General features: G+C 62.1%; 18 protein-coding genes. 9 read left to right on the top strand and 9 right to left on the bottom strand.

Annotation, left to right across the window (positions count from 1 at the left end; translation table 11 throughout):
* Positions 1 to 1,022 (bottom strand): NAD-dependent epimerase/dehydratase family protein (locus Q1A75_RS20740; RefSeq protein WP_299592793.1); only part of this gene is annotated, 1,022 nt, incomplete at its 3' end.
* A gap of 172 nt (positions 1,023 to 1,194) precedes the next feature.
* Here Q1A75_RS20740 and Q1A75_RS20735 point away from each other — a divergent pair.
* From Q1A75_RS20735 to Q1A75_RS20725, 3 genes are all read left to right on the top strand, one after another.
* Positions 1,195 to 2,403: a nucleotide sugar dehydrogenase gene (locus Q1A75_RS20735; RefSeq protein WP_299555884.1), complete on the top strand. Its 1,209-nt coding sequence runs from the start codon at positions 1,195 to 1,197 to the stop codon at positions 2,401 to 2,403.
* A 92-nt stretch (positions 2,404 to 2,495) separates the two neighbouring features.
* Positions 2,496 to 2,900 carry a hypothetical protein gene (locus Q1A75_RS20730; protein ID WP_299555886.1) on the top strand — a complete coding sequence of 135 codons (405 nt, stop codon included), beginning with the start codon at positions 2,496 to 2,498 and terminating at the stop codon, positions 2,898 to 2,900.
* 917 nt (positions 2,901 to 3,817) lie between these two features.
* Complete coding sequence (locus tag Q1A75_RS20725) at positions 3,818 to 3,955, top strand: hypothetical protein (protein WP_299555888.1); 138 nt, start codon at positions 3,818 to 3,820, stop codon at positions 3,953 to 3,955.
* A 296-nt stretch (positions 3,956 to 4,251) separates the two neighbouring features.
* On the opposite strand, the gene galE is transcribed toward Q1A75_RS20725, so the two are convergent.
* The 3 genes from galE to Q1A75_RS20710 all read right to left on the bottom strand — a co-directional run bounded on the left by galE (position 4,252) and on the right by Q1A75_RS20710 (position 8,295).
* Positions 4,252 to 5,235 (bottom strand): UDP-glucose 4-epimerase GalE, encoded by a 984-nt coding sequence (gene galE, locus Q1A75_RS20720; RefSeq protein ID WP_299555889.1) that lies wholly within the window; start codon positions 5,233 to 5,235, stop codon positions 4,252 to 4,254.
* 145 nt (positions 5,236 to 5,380) lie between these two features.
* The gene (locus Q1A75_RS20715; protein ID WP_299555891.1) at positions 5,381 to 7,282 is read right to left on the bottom strand and encodes a glycosyltransferase; all 1,902 of its coding nucleotides are present in this window, start codon (positions 7,280 to 7,282) and stop codon (positions 5,381 to 5,383) included.
* Positions 7,279 to 8,295, bottom strand: coding sequence for a replication initiator protein A (locus Q1A75_RS20710; RefSeq protein WP_299555893.1), 1,017 nt, complete (start codon positions 8,293 to 8,295; stop codon positions 7,279 to 7,281). Before Q1A75_RS20710 ends, Q1A75_RS20715 begins: the two co-directional genes overlap by 4 nt.
* 471 nt (positions 8,296 to 8,766) lie before the next feature.
* Between Q1A75_RS20710 and Q1A75_RS20705 the strand changes: the two genes are divergently transcribed.
* Positions 8,767 to 10,146: an AAA family ATPase gene (locus Q1A75_RS20705; protein WP_299555895.1), complete on the top strand. Its 1,380-nt coding sequence runs from the start codon at positions 8,767 to 8,769 to the stop codon at positions 10,144 to 10,146.
* A gap of 121 nt (positions 10,147 to 10,267) precedes the next feature.
* Positions 10,268 to 11,278 carry a ParB N-terminal domain-containing protein gene (locus tag Q1A75_RS20700; protein WP_299555897.1) on the top strand — a complete coding sequence of 337 codons (1,011 nt, stop codon included), beginning with the start codon at positions 10,268 to 10,270 and terminating at the stop codon, positions 11,276 to 11,278.
* Positions 11,279 to 11,308: 30 nt separating this feature from the next.
* Here the strand turns inward: Q1A75_RS20700 and rfbA are convergent, their stop codons facing one another.
* The 4 genes from rfbA to rfbC are packed head-to-tail and all read right to left on the bottom strand — an operon-like array spanning position 11,309 to position 14,631.
* Positions 11,309 to 12,181, bottom strand: a complete 873-nt coding sequence (gene rfbA, locus Q1A75_RS20695) for a glucose-1-phosphate thymidylyltransferase RfbA (RefSeq protein WP_299555899.1) — start codon at positions 12,179 to 12,181, stop codon at positions 11,309 to 11,311.
* The gene (gene rfbD, locus Q1A75_RS20690; protein ID WP_299555900.1) at positions 12,174 to 13,019 is read right to left on the bottom strand and encodes a dTDP-4-dehydrorhamnose reductase; all 846 of its coding nucleotides are present in this window, start codon (positions 13,017 to 13,019) and stop codon (positions 12,174 to 12,176) included. Before rfbD ends, rfbA begins: the two co-directional genes overlap by 8 nt.
* Positions 13,016 to 14,071 (bottom strand): dTDP-glucose 4,6-dehydratase, encoded by a 1,056-nt coding sequence (gene rfbB, locus Q1A75_RS20685; RefSeq protein WP_299555902.1) that lies wholly within the window; start codon positions 14,069 to 14,071, stop codon positions 13,016 to 13,018. The genes rfbD and rfbB overlap by 4 nt, the downstream gene beginning before the upstream one ends.
* Entirely contained in the window at positions 14,068 to 14,631 is a 564-nt protein-coding gene (rfbC, locus tag Q1A75_RS20680; protein WP_299555904.1) for a dTDP-4-dehydrorhamnose 3,5-epimerase, read from the bottom strand. The genes rfbB and rfbC overlap by 4 nt, the downstream gene beginning before the upstream one ends.
* 36 nt (positions 14,632 to 14,667) lie before the next feature.
* On the opposite strand from rfbC, the gene Q1A75_RS20675 reads away from it, so the two are divergent.
* A complete protein-coding gene (locus Q1A75_RS20675) occupies positions 14,668 to 15,831 on the top strand; it encodes a glycosyltransferase (RefSeq protein ID WP_299555906.1) in 1,164 nt (387 codons plus the stop codon).
* Here Q1A75_RS20675 and Q1A75_RS20670 read toward each other — a convergent pair.
* Positions 15,811 to 16,650 (bottom strand): ABC transporter permease, encoded by an 840-nt coding sequence (locus Q1A75_RS20670; protein ID WP_299592795.1) that lies wholly within the window; start codon positions 16,648 to 16,650, stop codon positions 15,811 to 15,813. The two genes, Q1A75_RS20675 and Q1A75_RS20670, sit on opposite strands and share 21 nt — an antisense overlap.
* Positions 16,651 to 16,797: 147 nt before the next feature.
* Here Q1A75_RS20670 and Q1A75_RS20665 point away from each other — a divergent pair, with 147 nt between their 5' ends.
* The 3 genes from Q1A75_RS20665 (at position 16,798) to Q1A75_RS20655 (ending at position 21,593) form a co-directional block, all read left to right on the top strand.
* Complete coding sequence (locus Q1A75_RS20665; protein ID WP_299555910.1) at positions 16,798 to 18,093, top strand: sugar transporter; 1,296 nt, start codon at positions 16,798 to 16,800, stop codon at positions 18,091 to 18,093.
* 23 nt (positions 18,094 to 18,116) lie between these two features.
* On the top strand, positions 18,117 to 18,770 hold the full coding sequence (locus Q1A75_RS20660) for an ABC transporter ATP-binding protein (protein ID WP_299555912.1): 654 nt from the start codon (positions 18,117 to 18,119) through the stop codon (positions 18,768 to 18,770).
* Positions 18,771 to 19,022: 252 nt separating this feature from the next.
* Positions 19,023 to 21,593, top strand: a complete 2,571-nt coding sequence (locus tag Q1A75_RS20655) for a hypothetical protein (protein WP_299555914.1) — start codon at positions 19,023 to 19,025, stop codon at positions 21,591 to 21,593.
* The last annotated feature ends 41 nt before the right edge of the window (positions 21,594 to 21,634 follow it).

Raw genomic sequence — 21,634 nt, 5'->3', positions numbered from 1 at the left:
AACCAGCGCACAAACGCATCAATCCCCGTCCGCACATCCGTGTGCGGGCGGTATCCGGTCAACTGGTGCAGCAGGTCGGCATTGGCCCAGGTGGCGGCCAGGTCGCCGGGCTGCATATCCATGTAATTCCGGATCGCCTTGCGGTCCAGGCTGGCCTCAAGCGCATCAATGAAATCCAGAAGCTTCACCTTGTCGGAATTGCCGATATTGACGATCCGGTACGGGGCCACGGGACTGAGCGAGTCGCCCGGCGCAATGTCCTCGGGACGGGCAGGGCGCTGCGGCACCGTGTCGATCAAAAGCCGGATGCCCCGGACCAGATCGTCCACGTAAGTAAAATCGCGGGACATGTCGCCGTGGTTGTAGATGTCGATGGGCCGTCCATCGAGGATCGCATCGGCAAATTTGAAAAACGCCAGATCGGGACGCCCCCAGGGCCCGTAGACGGTGAAAAAGCGGAACAGGGTCGTCGGCAGGCCCCACAGATGGGCATAGGCATGGGCCATGCTTTCCCCGGCCTTCTTGGTGGCGCCATAGATGGTGAGCTGGGTGTCGGCCTTGTCGGTCTCGGCAAAGGGCATCTCGGTATTGGCCCCATAGACCGAGGACGAGGACGCCATCAGCAGATGGTCCACGTTCAGGCGGCGGGCGGCCTCCATCACGTTGAAGCTGCCCACGATGTTGCCGTCGACATAGGCGCGCGGGTTCTCAAGGCTGTAGCGGACCCCGGCTTGCCCGGCCAGATGCACGATCACGTCGGGCTGGAACCGGTCGGCCACCGTATCGAACAGGGCGTGATCCTCCAGCATCCCCTCGGTCGCGCCAAAGGCGTCGTCCTGCAACAGCAGGGCATGGCGCTGGCGCTTGAGGGCAACATCGTAATAATCGGTCATCCCGTCATAGCCGTGCACCTCGAACCCGTCCGACAGCAAAAGCCGAGCCAGATGAAAGCCGATGAACCCGGCGGTGCCCGTCACGAGAACGCGGCGGGGCGGCGAAGAAGGGGTGGGGCGGGTGGTCACGTCATGTCCTTTAGGCGGGGCGCTGCAGCGCTCTAACGCCGGACACTGCAAGTGTCACCTGCAATTGCATCCTGATGCCGATCTCGTGCATGGGACGGGGCCTGTGTGCACGGCCCCGCGAGGGGCCCGGACTCGCCTGAAATAATGTTGGTTCGTCGCCGGGGCATAAGATATGGACGGCAGGCAAAGCATTCTCCTGAGGTGTCTTATCGTGACGAAAATCGCCATTGCCGGGATCGGCTATGTGGGCCTGTCAAACGCCATCCTGCTGGCGCAGCACAATACCGTCGTTGCGGTCGATCTGGACTCCGAACGGGTCTCGATGCTGAACAATCGGATCTGCCCGATTGTCGATGCCGAGATAGAACAGTTCCTGGCGGAAAAGCCACTGGACCTGACCGCGACACTGGATGCAAACACCGCCTTTGCAGACGCCGAGTTCGTCATCGTGGCCACGCCCACCAACTATGACCCCGACACGAACTTCTTCGACACGTCCAGTGTCGAGGCGGTGATTGCCCAGGTGATGGCCGTCAACCGGGACGCCCTGATCGTGATCAAGTCGACCATACCGGTGGGCTTTACCGACCGCATCCGGGCTGAGCTGGACACTGACCAGGTGATCTTCAGCCCCGAATTCCTGCGCGAGGGCCGCGCGCTTTACGACAACCTCCACCCGTCCCGGATCGTGGTGGGCGACGACAGCCCGCGCGGCCACCGCTTTGCCAGCCTGCTGGCGCAGGGGGCAGAGGCACAGGACATCCCCACGCTTTTCACCAAGGGGGCCGAGGCGGAAGCGATCAAGCTTTTTGCCAACACGTTCCTTGCGATGCGCGTGGCCTATTTCAACGAGCTCGACAGCTACGCGCTGGCCAACGGGCTTGATGCGCGCCACATCATCGAGGGCGTCTGCCTCGACCCGCGGGTGGGGCACCAGTACAACAACCCGTCTTTCGGCTATGGCGGCTATTGCCTGCCCAAGGATTCCAAGCAGCTTCTGGCCAATTATGCCGACGTGCCCCAGAACCTGATCCACGCCATTGTCGAGGCCAACCGCACCCGCAAGGATTTCGTGGCCGAGCAGATCATCGACCGGGGCCCGCAGGTCGTGGGCATCTACCGGTTGGTGATGAAGGCCGGGTCGGACAATTACAGGCAAAGCTCGGTTCAGGGGATCATGAAGCGGATCAAGGCCAAGGGGATCGAAGTCATCGTCTATGAGCCGGTGATGGAAGAGGATGACTTCTTTGGCTCGCAAGTGGTGCGTGATCTCGATACCTTCAAGCAGACCTCCGACCTGATCGTAGCCAACCGCAACACCGACGAGCTATTGGACGTGCAGAACAAGGTCTTTACCCGGGATCTTTTCGGGGCGAACTGACCCGCCGGGCGGAGGCAGACGACATTCGCACGCTGCCATAATCCAGCCACGTTCCCGTATCATCCAATCTCGGAAATTCGGGAGGTTGATACTTGAGTGAAAATGGCACGATCCAAGCGCATCGTGCACAAGCTTATCGTGATTTCACTTTCGTCATCGACGCGGATTTAGATATATCCTCGGCATTTGGAAATCGTGCAATCCTGAACCAGATAGATCGAAACACTCCGGAACGTGCGCTAGAAGATATCGACAGGGCGATAGAACTGACAGCGGACCGTCCGCGTTCTAGCTACTTTGAACGGCGTGCAGCGATCCGCCTTAGCCTTGCGGAACGTGACAAGGATGAAGCTATGGTATACGCAGCTCTAGACGACCTTAAAGCTGCAAAATCGATCAATCCAACAAGGAATGTGACCGCCCAGCTTGAAAACTGGGCATCCGAATTTCTCAAGAGTTTACATCGCGAGAAAGGATACGCGGTCAAAAAAGGTTAACGGGTCCTTTCTCGCTCTTCCACCTGATCTAAGAACTTGAAAAACTTTCCATTCCCCGCAGTATGGATGAGGGTCTGCTTTTTTTTGCGGAACCTTCACATCCTGTGAATGATAGTCATTAATTTTACATAACTATAATTATGATAGTTTACTCTTTACCCTGTACGGCACGTCCTGCCCGATAGATAAACGAGCCCGTCACAACGTTGAAAGGCATCGAACCCCATCGCGCCATCAAGAAAGGTCATCTTCGGCGGATCGGTGCTAGGATGTTCGATCAAATGTTCGATGGATTGGCCGAAGTCTGCGACCTATTTACCCCAAGAGAATACTGGAACTACTTTTGCAAGGCAGGGTATGGATCAGGTTAAAAGCGCGAAGCTTTAAAGACAAAAAACATTTCTGTTAATTCACCAATAATGTGACAAGAAACAATGTTCAAAAGAAAAAATTATCTAGTGCTTTAACCAAAATCGCCGATGTTAAACCTGCAGTCATATACACTAGCACGTTCGGTTTCCTAGTCTTTGAAAACGTCTCAAATAGAACGATAACGCCATAAGCCCCTGCTGCAGCTAATAATATTATAACGATATTCAAATATTGCACGGACATTATCTATCCTTTTGTTGCGTTTGTGGATATTTGCAAATATCCAAGCATCCACAAACTAAACATATTATGGATTATTTCTCTATTTCTGCGGTTGCAATGCCACCGATAAGCCCACCCGCTACAGCACCGAGAACTCCTCCTCTGGATCCTCCCAGCGCTCCCGCAGCCACTGCCCTACCGTCAACCGAGACAACCCCGCCTGCCGGTGCGCGCTCCCCATCCCTTATGCTTCCGCGAGTACCCGCTACACCCGTATTTACACCGCCACTCGGATTGCGACCGTCAACAACATCAACACGCCCTTGTCGGTCATTATCGCCACCGCCGCCGCCACCTTCACCGCCTCCACCGAAGCAAATCGGTGCGAAAAGGCCGTCGTTACGAATTCTGTTTTTATTAAACATTTCGTGTTCCTCTTTACACAAGACGGTCTTTTCTGATATCAACCGCCTGCTGAGATGTGCCGGGTCCTCACCCGGCGGTTCAATTTAGGTGAGGGGTTATTGAAGAACCGCTCACCTTACTTTACGGAAACGACCCCTTCGGAACAACCACCGTAACTGGTATCGGCATTATCTAGCGTATCAGATCATTGACCAGGATAACGAGAAAACCGTTGTGATTATGGCTGTACATCATATGTCACGCCAGGCACCTTCTGATTTTTAGCGCCTCACATAGTTAGTCCAGGCGGTACGCTGAGAAATTTATAATTTACATAATCTAGATTACAGGTCTATTTTTCATAAGCCCCGTTCTGGTGCCAGTTCCACGCGTCCTTGATCATCTGGCGCATGTTCGACCGGTCCGGAGACCAGCCCAGATCACTGGCAGCCCGGGACGATCCCGACACCAGTTTCGTGGCGTCGCCTGCGCGCCGCGGCCCGTGCGCATGCGGCACGTCCTTGTTGGTGACAGCGCGCGACGCGTCGATGACCTCGCGCACGGAAAACCCGTCGCCGGTGCCAAGGTTGAACACTTCGCTGCCCTTGCCCTCTTCCAGCCATTTCAGGCCCAGCACATGGGCGTCGACCAGATCGCAGACATGGACGTAATCGCGGATGCAGGTGCCGTCGGGCGTGTCGTAATCGGTGCCATGGATGGTCAGCGCGTCGCGGGTGCCGTCGATGGCCTCCAGCATGACCGGGATCAGGTGGGTTTCGGGGCGGTGATGTTCACCCACCTCGCCCTCGGGGTCTGCCCCCGCCACGTTGAAATAGCGAAAGATCACGTGGTTGAGGCCGTAGGCCGCTTCGAAATCGCGCAGGATGTTTTCCACCGCGCGTTTCGACGCGCCATAGGCGTTCAGCGGCTCCTGCGGGGTCTGTTCGTCCAGCACCACGTTGTCATGCTCGCCATAGGTCGCACAGGTCGAGGAAAAGACGAAGTGCATGCAGCCTGCGGCCACCGCCGCCTCGATCAGGGTCAGCGACCCCTCGACATTGTTGCGCCAGTAGCGGCCCGGCTCGGCCATGGCCTCGCCCACCTGGCTGAGGGCGGCAAAGTGCATCACCGCGGCTGGCTTCCACTTGGCAAAGACCGCATCCAGCCGGGCCCGGTCCGTCAGATCACCCTGTTCGAACGGTCCGAATTTCACCGCGTCCTGCCAGCCCGTGACCAGATTGTCGAAAGTGACGGGCGTGTAGCCCGCAGCCTTGAGCGCCTTGCAGGCATGGCTGCCGATATATCCGGCGCCGCCGGTCACCAAAACATGTGTCACGCGTCTCATCTCTCCTGTTTGACGGCCAGCCCTGGTCCTGTCCGGGGGGGCCGTCTCGGTGCGGTTCTGGATCAGCGGGTGTCACAGGGGCTGTGAGGGGTCAAGCGCTTCGGGGCCCACCAGCGCCCGACCGCCAGAAGACCGCCTATCCCTTGGGCAGCCCCAACTGGGCCCGCACCCGTGGCCCGATGAAGGGATCAAGCCGCGCCTGCCCCAACCCTTCCAGCTTGGGGGACAGGGCCCGCACCTCCTCTTCGAACCGCGTCCGGGCCTCCGGGTCGGGAAAATCGGCATAGTTGATCTTTTCCCAGACCATGCGGGCCCACAGACGGGCCTGCTGCGCCGGGGGGATCCGGGGCAGCGCGGGCACAGTGTTCAGACCCAGCAGGGCCTGCCACAGGGTTTCGGCCTCTTCCGGGGCCCGCCACAGCGTGCGGCAATCCGGGCGGGTGGCAATGAAGGGCGGGAACGCGCGCAGATAGGCGGCCCGGTCGGCCTGCGCCAGGGCCGCCAGCAGGAACAGGGTCGACGACAGCGGCCCCGCGACAAAGCGCAGCCCGTGACGGTCCAGCAGCGCCCGCGCGAACATCTTGGAGGAGGGATGGCCATGCATCTCGATCCCGTCTTCCGGCGTGGGGACAAATCCGGTCTCATCCTCCAGACGGTCGGGCGCGATCCCGTTGCGGTCGTGCAGGCCGGGGTGCCAGGTCTCGTCAGGCCCCATGCGCATCGGGGCAAAGCCCACCGATGCCTCGGCCGCTCCCAACCGCCCGGCCCACTGGGCCAGAGCGCGTGGCGGCAACCGGTCGCCCGCATCCAGAAAGACGACATAGCGCCCCTGGGCCGCGTCCAGTCCCCGGTTGCGAGCCCCGTGCACCCCGCGCGCACCCGCAAGGATAGAGACACCGGGATGCACGGCGGCAGCGGCGTAAAGATCCGCCCGGCCCTGCCCGTCCACCCGTGCCCCGTCCGGCACCACCAGGATCTCGGCCTCGGCCAGGGTCTGGTTTGCCAGGCTCGACAAGGTCTCGGCCAGCGGCGCCAGCGCCCCGTCACTGGGCACCACGACGCTCACAGGCACTGCACCCGTCAACACATCGCCCCACCAGACAGGCACCGACAAGGTCCGGTCCGGCACCATCCCCCGCTCCGCCATCCAGACTTGCGCACGGGCAACGAAACGCGCCCGCCGCGCACGGTCGCGCAGCGGCACCACCCGTTCAAAACTCAGGCGCGTGGCAATGCGGCACAGGGCCAGCGGCACATCTGCCCGGTCCAGCCCCTCAGCCAGCCCCGCCAGACGGTCCAGCACGTCAAACTGCTGAAACACCGCATCCGAGGCATCGCCGGTGATCTGCCCCGCGCGGCCCTGCGTCTGCAGATAGAGAGGGCGGTTCAACCGCACCAGGTGATCGGTGCGGGCCGCCGCCTGCCAGTAAAAGGCGTGATCCTCGTAGAGCATGCCCTCGTCAAAGCGCAGCCCGTCAATCAGGGACGCACGATAAAGTTTGTTCCAGGCCGATGGGAAATGACGGACCACCTCGGTCCAGCGGGTCAGGTCATGGCGTTCAGGCGGTGCCGTGCCCTCAAGCGTACCTGCATCATGCACGCCAGTGTGGGGCACCGGATCGGTGTCCGGGGCACAGAACAGGATTCCGCAGCTGACCCAGTCGGCGCCCGTCTGTTCCAGCACCTCGTACATCGCGGACAGGTAGTTGGGGTCAACCCGGTCGTCGCTGTCGACAAAGCCGATGACGGGCGCGCGGGCCCGCTCCAACCCGGTGTTGCGGGCCGCTGACAGCCCGCCATTGGTCTGGCGCAGAACGACAAAGCGCGGATCACCGTCAATCGCGGCCCGCAGCCGCACGGCACTGTCATCGGTCGATCCGTCATCAACCACGATCACTTCGAAATCCGTCAGGGTCTGCGCCTTCAGGGACGCGATGCAGGCCCCGACGTGATCTGCCACGTTGTAGACAGGCACGACCAGCGAAATCAGTGGAGACGTGACCCGTCCCTCCGGACCCCCTGCCCCCAATGTCCTCATTGTGCGGCAGCCCGCTTGCGGACCCAGCCGACAAAGGCCCGGTCAGCATCCCGCAAGCGCGCCCGGCCCCCTCCGGCCCACACGCCCTGCCACTCGGCCACCAGCGCATAGACATCCACGCCCGGCAGCAGTGCCCGGGCGGCGTCCAGCGCGTCCGGTCCCGGCTGCGGCGCGGCGGACCCCGGCAGGATCACCTCGGCCCGGCGGCTGACCACCAGCACATCACCGGACCCCTCGAGCAGGCTGTAATCAGGCAGGTGATCTTCGGCAATCATGCGACGGATGGCGGCACGGAACACCCGCACGGGGGCGGCACTGCCAGCCTTCTTGTGCAGGGTCGGAATGCCGATCTTCCATTCCGCCTGCCGCCCGCAATGCTTGCGCGCCAATTCATAGACGCGACGCTCCAGCGGCTTGCGCAAACGAAAATAATCCCGGCTGAGTGTCAGCACCGACTTGGCCAGCACCGCGCGAAAGATCCACTCGCTCAAGGTGACCGTCACGCTGATCATGCGCCCTGCCCGCGACCGGCGCACGATCTCCCAGCTTTCGATCAGGCCAAAGCCGCGCGTCGTCTCGGTGCCGCCGGTTTCGATATTGGTGGTGATGCGCGTGCCCGCCAGCCGCTCGAACGCGTCGCGCAGGCGTTGGTACCCGTCGCCCGAGGTGTCACGGTTGGTTGCCACCAGCAGGTCATGGGCGCGCAGATGCAGCACCCGGCTGACCGCCTGGCCTGCATTCAGCCCCGCCATCAACTGGCTGATGCAATAGATCAGGATGTCCTTGTCGTGGATGGTGGCCCGGCCCTTGACGCTCGGGATCACCTCGACCCGCGTATCGTTATGGGCATAGGACAGGATGCGCCGGTCGGGTCTCGTGGACAGCGAAAAGATCGGATGTTCCATCGTGCCCAGGTCATCCTTGGGCGCCGCTCCGAAAAGGTCACAGACGAAAAAATCCGCCGTGAGATGCCTGTCGGGCAAGAGCCCCCCTGCCGCCGCGTCTGTTGCCATGACGGGTCCTGTCCGCTCCGGGCCACGATACCGCGGCCTCTGTTGATCTTGCGCGCCCTGCCCGGGCCCCTTGTTCAATATCCCCGATTCCACGATCGGGGTTTCAGTGACACCGACCCTAAAGATATCCACAGGCTGCGTCCAGCAAGGCCCGCCCCTGCAGCGGGGGTTCAGAGTCGCCCTGGCGTGGGATCAGAGTCGGGTATTCGGGGTATCAGAGTCACCCAGGCTCAAAATTATGCACGCAAGGCAATGATCTTGCAGTATTTTTGAAGATCGCCTCAGATCCGTAACGTATAACTAACACATAAATAACAGCTCAAAGTGGTTCAGCACATCCAATGCAGGCCCCATAGCCCTTGGAAACCATGGGATTTTGCTGAGAAAAGGGAATGGAAGGCACGGTTTTTCTTTCATGTGTTGCGTTTTTGGGTATTCTGCCAAAAACAACGCACATCAAGGCAAGAGCAGATGAAACCAGGCCGGGGCACGCCCCTTCCCCCCTATTTCAATATAGACCCGGACGAGGCGCTGCGCATCCTTGGCGACCCGGCGACCACAGACCGGTTCGATACGGTAGCACAGGCCTGTACCGCGGGACGCGAGAACCTCAAACAACATGGGTTGCAGAACAGCGATGCGCGTCAGCTGCGCCTGTTCTCCACCTGGGAAATCTGCCGCTACCTGATCCCCGTGGCCCAGGGCCATTTCCGCCGCGTGCTGAAACAGAACCCTGCCCTGCCCCAGGGCCGGTCCGAAACTGAGGGCGGCGCCAAGTGGTTCACCCTCGATGAAGTGCTGCGCCTGCGTGCCCATTTCGGACAGGAGGGATCGAAGTCCAAGGAATACCTGCCCTACAAGCCCGACGGGGCCCGTGCCAAAATGGTGGCTGTCGCCAATTTCAAGGGCGGTGTGGGCAAGACCAGCACGGCGGCCCATCTGGCGATGTCGGCAGCCCTTGATGGCTACCGGGTGCTAGTGATCGACCTCGATTCCCAAGGGTCCATGACCTCGATCTTCGGCGGCACGGTCGAGGATGAATGGGACACCGTCTTTCCTCTGATGGCCCGGCATTACGCCGAACATCTGCGCGCTGACAACCAGCGCCGCGCGACCCAGGGCGAGGCGCCCCAACCCCTCGACGACACGCTGACCGAGGCGCTGACCGTGCGGGCGCCAGACCTCGTGCAAAAGACACACTGGCCCAATATCGACCTGATCGGCGCGCAGCTGAACCTTTACTGGGCCGAGTTCCAGGTGCCCGTGTGGCGCATGGCCGGGCGCGGCTGGAAACTGTGGGATGCGCTGACGGACACGCTGGACGCGGACGGTCTCCTTGATGCCTATGATGTCATCTTTATCGATACGCCCCCTGCCCTCGGATATCTCACGATCAACGGCCTATCGGCCGCCGACATCCTGCTGGTGCCCCTTGGCGCGTCTTTTCTGGAGTTTGACAGCACGGGGCGCTTCTTTGACATGCTGCATGCCACGTTTTCATCCATCGAAGAGGCCGAGAACCTTGCCGCCCGCGCTCTGGGCCGGGACGAGTTGCGGTTCGAATGGGATGCGGTGCGGCTGGTCATCACCCGGTTCGATGCCTCGCAACAGGCGGAACTGGCAGCCCTGATGCAAAGTTATCTGGGGCCCGTCCTGTCGCCGCACCGGCAGGACTTTACTGCGTTGATCGGGCAGGCGGGGGAACAGGTGCGCGGTATCTACGAGGCCGATTACCGGGATTTCAACCGCGAGACCTATGCCCGTGGGCGCGAGACCTTCGATGCCACCTATGCCGCGTTCAAGGCGCTGCTGGTGGGCAGTTGGCGTCGCGATGCCGAAGAGGTGGCGTGATGTTTCGCGCGCGAAACATTTTAGCCGGGTGGTGTTATGGGCAGCCCACCGCACGCTGCGTTGACAAAGCGGCAAGGGGCTGCCTCGCAGATTGGCCCCACACAGACAAGGAGACAGGACCATGGCCAAACGCAAACGTCTGAGCCCCTTGGGCACCCTGCCCGAAGGCGGCATTTCCGAAGCCCCCGTGGGCAAGATCCCGGCCCAGGCGCTGCGGTCCCGTGCGCCCATTGCCGGCGTGGCCCAGGACGCCGCGCGCACTGCCGCATTGGAAGAGGTGACAGATACCCTCGCCCGCGCGCGCACCGAAGGACGCATGATCCAGTCCCTGCCGCTGGACGCAATCCAGATCGACCACATCACCCGCGACCGCCTGACCGCCGACGCGGACGAGATGGAGGCCCTGAAGCAAAGCTTGCGCGCCCGCGGTCAGCAGACACCTATCGATGTGGTCGAGTTGGAGGGCGGGCGCTACGGTCTGGTGTCGGGCTGGCGGCGCTGCACCGCGCTGCAAGCGTTGTGCGACGAAACGGGGGATCCGCAATTCGACACAGTCCTGGCGCTGCTGCGCCCCATCGCGGATGCGCCCGAAGCCTATGTGGCGATGATCGAGGAAAACGAGATCCGTGTCGGTCTTAGCTATTTCGAGCGCGCCCGCGTTGTGGCCGAAACCGTGGATCAGGGCGTGTTCGACAGTGACCGCACCGCCCTGCGCACGCTTTTTGCCGCCGCCTCGCGCGCCAAGCGGTCCAAGATCGGCAGTTTCGTGGGGGTGGTCCGATCCGTGGGCGACGCCCTGCGCTTTCCGCAGGCTCTGGGCGAACGGGCCGGGCTGAAGCTGGCCAAGACGCTTGAGATACATGGTGGGCTCGGGCAGGTGATTGCCGATGACTGGCTGAAACATCCCCCCGCAGACGTGGCCGAGGAACAGGCCCGGTTGATGGTCTATTGCGACCGGGCGGCAGACAATGGCGCCACGGCCAAGGTTCCTGCTCGTGCGTCCAAACCTGCCCTGCCTGATGGCGTGCAGATCACTGATCATGGCAACGGGCGGCTGACCCTGTCGGGCACTGGTGTCGATGCCGGTTTCACCGCCGCTTTACGCGACTGGCTGGCAGAAAAAGAGCTCTGATCCTGGCCATTATCCCTTTGTTAGGGTCTGTTATTGCAGCAGCGCACGCAAGTATCGGCCATAATCGGTCTTGGCAAATATCTCTGCGCGCGCCTCCAGCTGTGCATCGTCGATCCACCCGGCCATATGGGCGATCTCTTCGGGGGATCCCACCTGCAGCCCCTGCCGTTCGCTGAGCGTGCGCACGAAATTCCCCGCATCCAGCAGGGATGCGTGCGTGCCTGTATCAAGCCAGGCATAGCCCCGCCCCATCTGCTCCACATGCAGGGCACCATCATCCAGATAGGTCTCAAGCAGCGAGGTGATCTCCAGTTCTCCCCGGTCCGAAGGCTGGATGGTGCGGGCGCGGTCCGGGGCAAATCCATCGAGGAAATAGAGCCCCGTCACCGCATAGTTCGACGGCGGTACCTTGGGCTTTTCGATGATCGTCTTGACCGTGCCGTCGGGCGCGAAATCCACCACCCCGTAACGTTCGGGATCGGCCACACGGTAGCCAAAGACGGTGCCGCCCGTGGCCCGCGCATCGGCCGCAGCCAGCTGTTCCGGCAATCCATGTCCGAAAAAGATGTTGTCGCCCAGCACCATGGCCGAGGGCGCGCCAGCAAGGAAATCCTCGGCCAGAAGATAGGCCTGCGCCAGCCCGTCGGGGCTGGGTTGTTCGATATAGGTGAAGGACAGGCCCCACTGGCTGCCATCGCCCAAGAGCCGCTGGAACTGGTCCTGATCTTGCGGTGTCGTGATGATCGCGATCTCGCGGATGCCTCCCAGCATCAGCACACTGAGCGGATAGAACACCATAGGCTTGTCATAGAGCGGCAGAAGCTGTTTCGACACGCCCATCGTGATGGGATACAGCCGGGTGCCTGATCCCCCTGCCAGAATAATCCCCTTGCGGTCAGTCATGTCCAAGCTCCTTTAATACGTTGTGCAGACCGGCGGCCCAATCCGGGCGCGGGATGCCAAAATCAGTCTCTAATAAAGTGCAATTCAGTCTCGAATTCAGGGGGCGCTGTGCTGGCGTGGGGTAATCCGTGGTCGGAATGTCCGTCACCGTGACCGTGCGACCGGCTTGGGCAAATGTTTCGCGCGCGAAACATGCCCAACTGGTATCAGGGCGGCCTGCATAATGGTAGATACCGCCGCCCTGCCCCTCTGTCATGGCGTCCGCCATGTGCAGCAGGGTCGCGGCGATGTCGGCTGCCGGTGTCGGCCCGCCGATCTGATCGGCCACCACGTTCAGCGCATTGCGGGTCTCGCTCAGGCGCAGCATTGTCTTGATGAAATTCGCCCCGTGGGCCGAAAAAACCCAGGAGGTGCGCAGGATGGCATATGTGCCGTCCGCCGCCTGCACGGCCTGTTCGCCTGCCAGTTTCGACGCGCCATAGACCCCTAGCGGCCTCGTTGCGTCGTCGGTCTGCCAAGGGGCCGTACCTGTGCCGTCAAAGACGTAATCCGTCGATACATGCAGGAACGGGATACCCAGATCGGCGCAGGCCTGCGCCATCGCGCCGGGGGCCGTGCCGTTGACCGCATGGGCGAGATCCGGTTCATCCTCGGCCTTGTCCACGGCCGTGTAGGCGGCCGCATTGATGACCGCGCGCGGGGCATGGGCGCGGATGGCGGCGGCGCAGCTTTCCGGGTCCGTCAGGTCCGCCTGCGCGCGCGCCAGCGCCGTGACTGCCGCCTGACGCTGCAATTCGGTGGCAACCTGCCCTGTCTGGCCGAAGACTAGGATCGTCACGCCCCTGCCCCGCCTGCTGCCACGCCCAGACGCTCCCCAACCCCGTCGCGGTTCTGCAGTGCGCGCCACCAGTCTTCGTTGTCGAGATACCAGCGCACGGTCTTCTCCAGCCCCTGTTCCAGCGTGACCGAGGGCCGCCAGCCCAGTTCCTGCTGCATCCGCGTGGGATCGATCGCATAGCGCAGATCGTGGCCGGGCCGGTCCGTCACGAAGGTGATCAGGTCGGCATAGGGCGTGTCGCCCGGCTGCATCCGGTCGAGGATAGCGCAGATCATGCGCACCAGGTCGATATTGCGAGCCTCGTTTTCGCCCCCGATATTGTAGGATCGGCCCAGCTGCCCGCGTGTCAGCACGGTCAGCAGCGCATCGGCGTGATCCTCGACATACAGCCAGTCGCGCACGTTCTCGCCAGCCCCGTAGACCGGGATCGGCTTGCCCGCCAGCGCGTTCAGGATCACCACCGGGATCAGCTTTTCGGGGAAGTGATAGGGCCCGTAATTGTTCGAACAGTTGGTCAGCACGATGGGCAGGCCATAGGTTTCGCCCCAGGCCCGCACAAGATGGTCGCTGGCGGCCTTGGAGGCCGAGTAGGGCGAGCGGGGGTCATAGGCGGTGTCCTCGGTGAACTGGCCGGTGGCACCCAGCGTGCCATAGACCTCGTCGGTCGAGATGTGATGGAAGCGGAAGCTGTCGGGGCGGCCCTGCGCTTCCCAATGGCTACGGGCGGCTTGCAGCAGGGTGTAGGTGCCCATCACATTGGTGTCGATAAAGGCGCCCGGGCCGTCGATGGAACGGTCCACATGGCTTTCGGCGGCCAGATGCATGACCGCATCGGGCGTGTGCGCTGCGAAAGCGGCGGTCATGGCGTTCGCATCGCGAATATCAGCCTCTACAAAGGCATAACCGGGCGCATCCGCCACCATGGCCACGTTGTCGAGGCAGGCGGCATAGGTCAGCGCATCAACATTGACCACGTCATGCCCTGCGGCCACGGCCTGGCGCACGACGGCGGACCCGATGAAGCCGGCCCCGCCGGTGACAAGGATTTTCATGGGTTCGGTCCTTCCCAGACAAAGGGGCTGTCGAAATCAGCGAGGGCGGGGGCAGCGGCGTCCTTGTCCGACAGGATCGGTGTGCCGTCGAATTCCCAGTCGATGCCACAACTGTCCCAGCGCAGCGCCCCGTCCGCGTCGGGCGCGTAATAGGCGTCGCATTTATAACAGATCTCGGTATCGGGCGCGCGGGTGACAAAGCCATGGGCAAAGCCTGCCGGGATCAGCAGTTGTATTCCGTTCTCAAAGCTCAACTCGACCCCGATCCAGTGGCCATAGGTGGGGGACCCTTTGCGGATGTCCACCGCCACATCAAAAAGTGCCCCGCGCCCGCAACGCACCAGCTTGGCCTGCGCATGGGGCGGGGCCTGGAAGTGCAGGCCGCGGATGGTGCCGGCCTGGGCCGACATCGAATGATTGTCCTGCACGAAATCGAAATCCAGCCCGGCCTGTGTCATCCGGTCCCGGTTCCAGCTTTCCGAGAAAAAGCCCCGCGCATCCCCGAACCGGGCGGGGGTGAGGATCACCACACCGTCCAGGATTGTAGGTTCTATCTGCATGGTTGGCCTCTTTATGTCCGTCCAGTGGACCCCCGTATGTCGTCTAACATCCGGCGGGAAAGCGTCAAACGGGGAATTGATCCAAGGCAGGTGTTTGACAGGGACACGGATTTGTGGGTTCTGGCGGCAACGCTGTTCGCTTGTGCAAGGTTGGCCATGGTTCTGCCCCGTTCTGCCGTTTCAGAGATACCGGAAGCCGCGCCGCGGCGGCTGGTTGCGGTGGTGGTGACCTATAACCGCCTCGACAAGTTGCAGGATACGCTGGCGCGGTTCCTCAGCAGCCCGCCCGCCCATCTTGAGCGGATCGTGGTGATCGACAATGCCAGCACCGATGGCACGGCCCAGTGGCTGGCGGCACAGGACGACCCGCGCCTGGTGGTCGAACGGTTGCCCGAGAACCGCGGCGGGGCAGGGGGGTTTGAGGCAGGCATGCGTTTCGCAGTGGACCGGTTTGATCCTGACTGGCTGGTGCTGAGCGACGATGACGGGCGCCCGGAGCCCGGCGCGCTGGCGGCCTTTCATGCGGCGGACCTGGCTGGATGGGACGCCGTGGCGGCGGCTGTCTATTTCCCTGGCGGTGCGATCTGCGACATCAACCGGCCCTGGCGCAACCCGTTCTGGCACCCCCGCGTGTTTTTCGGCACCGCTCTCGGGGTCTTCAGTCTGGGGCTGCTGGGCCGCTCGCGCGATGCCTTTCACGTGGTGCAGGCCGATTACGAGGGCGATACACCCAAGGCCATGGACGGGGCGTCTTTCGTAGGGCTGTTTCTGTCCCGCAATGCGGTGGCGCGCACGGGTTATCCCGATCCGGGGCTGTATATCTATGGCGACGACGTGGATTACACGTTGCGCTTGCGCCGGGCAGGGGGGCGGATGGCTTTTTGGCCAGGCATTCGCTTCGAACACGATTTTTCCACTTTTCAGACGGGCGCGCGCCGGTTCCGGCCCCTGTGGAAGACCTATTATCACCACCGTAACCTGCTGATTGTCTACCGCCAGGCGGCGGGTCTGTGGTTCTGGCCGATCCTGCTGCTGGTTCTGCCCAAGTGGTTGTTGCGCACACGGGATCACACGGGCGAGCAGGGCACGTTCCTGCGTCTTCTGGGGCTGGCGATCTGGCATGGTCTGCGCCGGGTCAAGACGGTGCCCCATGCGCGTATCCTGACCTTGTCCGAGCCCTCAGCGGTTGAGGATCGCTAGGTGGTGCTGCCGCAGGAGCAGTAGGCCAATGACCATCGGGATCAGGGCGCAGGCCAGCGCATAGACAGGGTTGATGTAATCCGGCGTATAGATCGGGTAGAACCCGACCCGCGACAGTCCCGTGATATGGACCAGAGGATTGTACCACAGGACGTCCTGGGCAAATTTCGGCAGGTCTTCCATGATATACAGCGCGGCCGATGCAATCATGAGCGGGCGCGTCACGATCCCCCAGATCGTGGCATAGACCGGAAAAAGGCCCCTGATCGCGCAATTGAACGTACCGATCCCGAAGGCCAGGGCCAGGGCCAGGGCAAAGGCCGTGATGACAGGGGGCATGTCGACCACGGTGCGGGTGCCGGTGAACCACATGATGGACACCAAAAGGATGTAACTGACCAGCATCATCGTGAGTGCATTCAGGAAGAACCGGGCCAGAAGCGCGTCCATCCAGCTGACCGCCGGATATTTCAACAACGCTTTGGAGAACATCATCGCGTTTGTCATCGCGGTGGCGATCCCGTTGAACATGTTGAACGGCAAGAAGGCAGTTGCGTAGAACAGGATGAAGCTTTCCCCGAGGGACGGGTTGCGCAGCAAGAGGGAGAAGGCCAGAGACAGCACGAAAAGTGTGCCCAGCGGTTCGAGGACCGCCCAGGCATACCCGCCGGGGGAGGCCCCGTAGCGTGTTGCCATCTCGCGCAGCATCAGTGCAACGATTGTCCGTGGAGGGGATCGTTTCCACCGCGTCGGCAGTGCTGCTGGAATATGTCCCGCGCTGTGCGGATTCGTGCCTGCGTGCGTATCTGGTGACGACATCGGCCAATTTCCCGTGACTGCGGTTTCCGCAAGGACTATGAAGGCTTAAGGTGATAATATCAAACCGCACGATACCGGTACAACGCTTTGACAAACCAAAAAAAAGCGGCGCCTCGCCGCCTGCGATCCGGATCAGGGATCACCCCTGTGCTTCACGAGCAGCCCGCGCGGGAAGAGACTCATGAGCCGCAGGCGCGCCTGAATGACGGCAACGACCAAGGTGCCGGCCCCGGCAAGGGACCGGGCCAGGGGGGCGGCAAGGGATCGAACCGCCGTCCGCCGCAGCCCGCAGTTGTCAACGTGCGCCCCATTGCAGAGCCCGCCGGCATGCGTCGGCGTCACTGGGGGCTGCTGTTTTCCTTTTTGCTGCTCGTGCTGCTTCCCCTGGTGGTGGCGGCCTATTACCTGTTCGCGATTGCAGAGGATCAGTTCGGCTCGATCACCGGGTTCACGGTGCGCAGCGAGGAATCCGGTGGCGCCACCGATATTCTGGGGGGACTGGCGCAGTTTGCAGGCACGAACACGAGCTCGGATGGCAATGTGCTGAACGAGTTCATCCAGAGCCAGGAGATCGTCGAGGCCATCGACGCAGAGGTCGACCTGCGCGCCCATTACGCCCAGCATTGGGGCAATGACCCCGTGTTTTCGCTATGGCCGGATGCGTCCATCGAGGACCTGCTGTGGTACTGGGAGCGCGTGGTGCGCATTTCGTTTGACGAGGGCTCGGGTCTGATCGACGTGCAGGTGCTGGCCTTTGATCCGGACATGGCCACGGCCATCGCGCAGCTGATCGTCAATGAAAGCCAGGTCCGGATCAATGATCTGAACGCCCAGGCCCGCACGGACGCGATGCGCTATGCCAATGAAGAGCTGCAGGTTGCCATTGCACGCCTCAAGGAGGCGCGCGAGGCCCTGACCAGGTTCCGCACCCGTACACAGATCGTGGACCCGGAATCCGATATCCAGGGCCGCATGGGCGTCATGAACAACCTGCAGCAGCAGTTGGCAGAGGCGCTGGTCGAACAGGATCTGTTGTTGGCCACGATCACCAGTGAAACGGATCTGCGGATCATCCAGGGGCAGCGCCGCATTAATGTGATCCGCGACCGCATTGCCGCTGAACGCGAGGCCTTTGCCAGCGATAGCGGTGAAATCGGGGCCGTGGGCGAGGATTATCCAACCCTGATCACCGAGTTCGAAAGCCTGACAGTGGACCGGGAAGTGGCCGAGGAAACCTATCGTGCGGCGCTGACGGCGCTGGACGTGGCCCGCGCCAATGCCTCCCGTCAGAGCCGGTACCTTGCCACCTATGTCAGCCCGACGCGGGCGCAGGATGCCGAGTTTCCGCAGCGCTTTGTCCTGATCGGTCTGATTGCCTTGTTCCTTGTCCTGGCCTGGGCCGTCATGGCGCTGGTTTATTATTCCATCCGGGACCGCAGCTAGCGCAGTAGGGGAGAGGCGGGCCCGTGATCCGACTGGAAAACCTGTCCAAGAGCTTTTGGGTGCGTGGTCAGCGCAAGGTGGTGATCGACAATGTCGATATCGAGCTGCCCAGCGGCCGGTCGCTGGCCCTTCTGGGCCGCAACGGGGCGGGCAAGTCGACCCTCATGGACATCATCGCGGGCCTGCAGAAACCCGACACCGGCCGGGTGATCAGCGATGGCACGGTCTCGTGGCCCGTGGGGTTTGGCGCCTCGTTTCACCGCGAACTGACCGGCGCGCAGAACGTGCGCTTCATCGCGCGGGTGTACGGTGTCGATACCGATGCGCTGATCGCGTTTGTCGAGGATTTCGCCGAGCTGGGGAAACATTTCCACATGCCCGTGCGCAGCTATTCGCAGGGTATGCGCGGGCGGCTGACCTTTGGCACGTCGATGGGCATCCATTTCGATACCTACCTGGTGGACGAGGTCACGGCCGTGGGCGATGCCGCCTTCAAACGCAAGAGCCGGGCGGTGTTTCAAGAGCGGATGAAGGTATCCTCGGCCGTTCTGGTCAGTCACGAGATGGGGCAGGTCCGGCAATTCTGCGATGCTGGGATCGTGCTGGAGAATGGCAAAGTGACCTATTTCGACGACCTGGAAGAGGCGATCGAACAGCACCAGTCGCTTCTGTCCTGACGGGAGCAGATTGCCCCGGTTCCTGCCTTCTTTCCTGTCAGATATTAAGATCTGCGGGGTTCCTGAATTCATGAAGACGGTATATAAAATAATTATAAATCAATGCCTTAGATTAAATCTCGGTAATGTCAGGGTTAACCTGATCTTCTGAATTTTCCGGGTTTGCCACGGTTTCGTCCTGTGCGTACCCACCGTTCCACCGCATTGCTGGTGCTTATTGCCTCTCGGGTTTGACGAGGGATGGCGGCCAAGATGCGCGAGCTGGTTTTGCGGGGGTGGAGTGCGGGCAATGATGACCGCCTGGATGTGGACATCCGCGCCTTGCATTACGACGCTGACTCGGGCGCGCTTTTTGTGGGTACGGGCGGTTCGGGGGGGCTTGTCAGTTACCGCGTGGCCGAAGGGCAGGGCCTGTCGCTGATCGACAGCCAGTACTACACCGCGGGCCAGTCCCTGCAGATCACCGGACGCCTTGATGCCATCGAGATCGACAACCAGACCTCTCTGATCGTTAGCGATCCGGGGTCGAACGGATACCTGGCCTATGCTGTCGAAGCGAACGGGGCCATCGGTGGCCCTGTCGGGATTTCGGCGCCGTCCCCCGGTGCGGGTGGTGTGGCGGCCTGTCATGTCTCGGATGCGGGATTTCTGTATCTGGCCGGCGAGGGCGGCACGGGCTTTGGTGTCTACCGGGTGGGGGACAATGGGGGCCTGACGCAAACCGGTATGGTGCAGGACACGAACACCACCCATGCAAGCGATCTGTCGGCTCTGTCCGGTGTGCGTTTGAACGGGCAGGATTTCGTGATTGCGGCAAGCCGGGAAGAAAAGGCCCTGACCAGCTATGTTGCAGATCCTAACACAGGGGCTTTGACCGTACAGGACACCATTGGCGTGGCGCAGGGGTTGGGGATCCTGGACAGCATCACGCAGGTCGAACTGGTGCAGACGGGCGGGCAGACATTCGCCGTGGTCGCCTCGTCTGCCGATCAGGGGCAGATGGGCGCGCTCAGTGTTCTGCGGCTGACGGACACCGGGCAGCTGGTGGCAGTGGATCATGTGATCGATACGCTCGACACCCGGTTCGGGACGGTGCAGGCGATGGCGACGCTCGCGGTCGATGACCGGGTCTATGTCGTGGCCGGGGGCGGGGATGATGGGTTGAGCCTGTTCGTATTGCTGCCCGGTGGACGGGTGCAGCACCTGTCCAGCCTGGCCGACCAGCAGAACACGGGCCTGACCAATGTCTCGGCGCTGGAAATGGTTCAGGTGGGGCAGGAGGTGCAGGTCTTTGCCGCGTCCCAGGGGGCGGCGGGTGTGACCCACTTCACCTTTTCCGTGGCCGGGCAGGGCGAGACGCGCTTGGCCCCGGCACAGGGCGGTGTCACGACCGGGACAGGGCAGGACGATGTTCTTGTCGGGCAGGAGGGTCGGGACCGCCTGAACGGCGGCGATGGCGATGACATCCTGCAGGACGGGCAGGGGCAGGACACGTTGGATGGCGGGGCCGGGGCGGATCTGTTCGTGATGGTCGCCGACGGCTTGCGGGACCGCATCGAAAGCTTTGATCCGACGCAGGACTGGATCGATCTGGGCAGCCTGCCGTTCTTCTATGATCCTGCGCAGCTGAACATACGTATGAACGGGCCTGGTGTGCGCATCACATGGCGCGGAGAAGACCTGGACGTCCGCCCCAATGATGGCGTCCCCCTGACGGTCGAAGAGGTCCGGGCCCGCATCGTGCTGGGGCCGGATCGCCCCTTGCTGGTGGTGCCGAACGAAGTGGTGGGATCAAACGCGGCGGATGTGCTGGAGGGTACGCCCGATGCTGACGATATCCAAGGCCTGTCCAGCAACGACAGCATCACCGGCTTCGAGGGCAATGATACCTTGCGTGGCGGCGACGGCAGCGACCGGCTGCACAGTGGGCAGGGCAATGACGTGGTGATCGGTGGCAACGGCAATGACTGGATCCGCCTTGGCCAGGGCAATGACATCAGCCGTGACGGCACAGCAGGCAATGACACCATTCTGTCGGATGCAGGCCATGACACGGTCGTGGCGGGGCAGGGCAATGACATGGTCCAGGGCCATGCCGGGAATGATAGTCTTGATGGAGGAACCGGGGCCGACCGTCTGTTTGGCGGCGACGGGTTCGACACGATCCATGGCGGCGACGGCAATGACACCGTGGTGGGTGGCAACGGCCGCGACCTGATTTTTCTTGGCGGCGGGAATGACGTGTTCTTTGACAATGCGCAGGCCGGCAGGATTGCCAATGACACGGTCTGGGGCGGTGCAGGCCGGGACCGCCTGGAAGGCGGCGGCGGGGATGAAAACCTGAATGGCGGCACCGGGCATGATCTGCTGCAGGGGCGCAAGGGCAACGACACCCTGGCGGGCGGAGATCAGGACGACACGATCTATGCCGGGGATGGCAATGATGTCGTCTATGGCGGCAAAGGACGGGATCAGGCCTTTCTGGGCAACGGCAATGATCGCTTTGTTGACGTGAACCAGGGTGGGGCCTTTGGTCAGGACAGTGTGCAGGGGGGGGCCGGTAACGACACGTTGGAAAGCGGGGCGGGGGATGATCAGTTGACCGGTGGGGCCGGGGCCGACGTGTTCATATTCGCCGATACGTCAGGCGACCGCGTGATCACGGATTTCCAACCCGGTACGGACATTGTCCAGTTCGAAGCGAACCGGGTCTTTATCCGTGACACGGATGCGGGTCTCTTGCTGGACTGGATCGATGGCAGTGCCCTGTTGGAGGACGTGGCCGCGTCGGACCTGCAATCGGGGGATCTGGTGTTCCTCTAGGATCCGCGCCCAGGATGGGCGCGGCCTTGATTTGCGCAAAA

The sequence above is a fragment of the uncultured Tateyamaria sp. genome, assembly GCF_947504105.1.
Taxonomy (GTDB): domain Bacteria; phylum Pseudomonadota; class Alphaproteobacteria; order Rhodobacterales; family Rhodobacteraceae; genus Tateyamaria.
This window is presented reverse-complemented; position numbering and strand designations above follow the sequence as displayed.

Bases quoted from the DNA above. Each gene is read 5' to 3' on its own strand.
- rfbB (WP_299555902.1), bottom strand. From the start codon at position 14,071: ATGAAAATCCTTGTCACCGGCGGGGCCGGCTTCATCGGGTCCGCCGTC.
- Q1A75_RS20655 (WP_299555914.1), top strand. From the start codon at position 19,023: ATGCGCGAGCTGGTTTTGCGGGGGTGGAGTGCGGGCAATGATGACCGC.
- Q1A75_RS20735 (WP_299555884.1), top strand. From the start codon at position 1,195: ATGGACGGCAGGCAAAGCATTCTCCTGAGGTGTCTTATCGTGACGAAA.
- Q1A75_RS20715 (WP_299555891.1), bottom strand. From the start codon at position 7,282: ATGAGGACATTGGGGGCAGGGGGTCCGGAGGGACGGGTCACGTCTCCA.
- Q1A75_RS20700 (WP_299555897.1), top strand. From the start codon at position 10,268: ATGGCCAAACGCAAACGTCTGAGCCCCTTGGGCACCCTGCCCGAAGGC.
- Q1A75_RS20675 (WP_299555906.1), top strand. From the start codon at position 14,668: ATGTCGTCTAACATCCGGCGGGAAAGCGTCAAACGGGGAATTGATCCA.
- Q1A75_RS20705 (WP_299555895.1), top strand. From the start codon at position 8,767: ATGAAACCAGGCCGGGGCACGCCCCTTCCCCCCTATTTCAATATAGAC.
- Q1A75_RS20710 (WP_299555893.1), bottom strand. From the start codon at position 8,295: ATGGCAACAGACGCGGCGGCAGGGGGGCTCTTGCCCGACAGGCATCTC.
- rfbA (WP_299555899.1), bottom strand. From the start codon at position 12,181: ATGACTGACCGCAAGGGGATTATTCTGGCAGGGGGATCAGGCACCCGG.
- rfbC (WP_299555904.1), bottom strand. From the start codon at position 14,631: ATGCAGATAGAACCTACAATCCTGGACGGTGTGGTGATCCTCACCCCC.
- Q1A75_RS20670 (WP_299592795.1), bottom strand. From the start codon at position 16,650: ATGTCGTCACCAGATACGCACGCAGGCACGAATCCGCACAGCGCGGGA.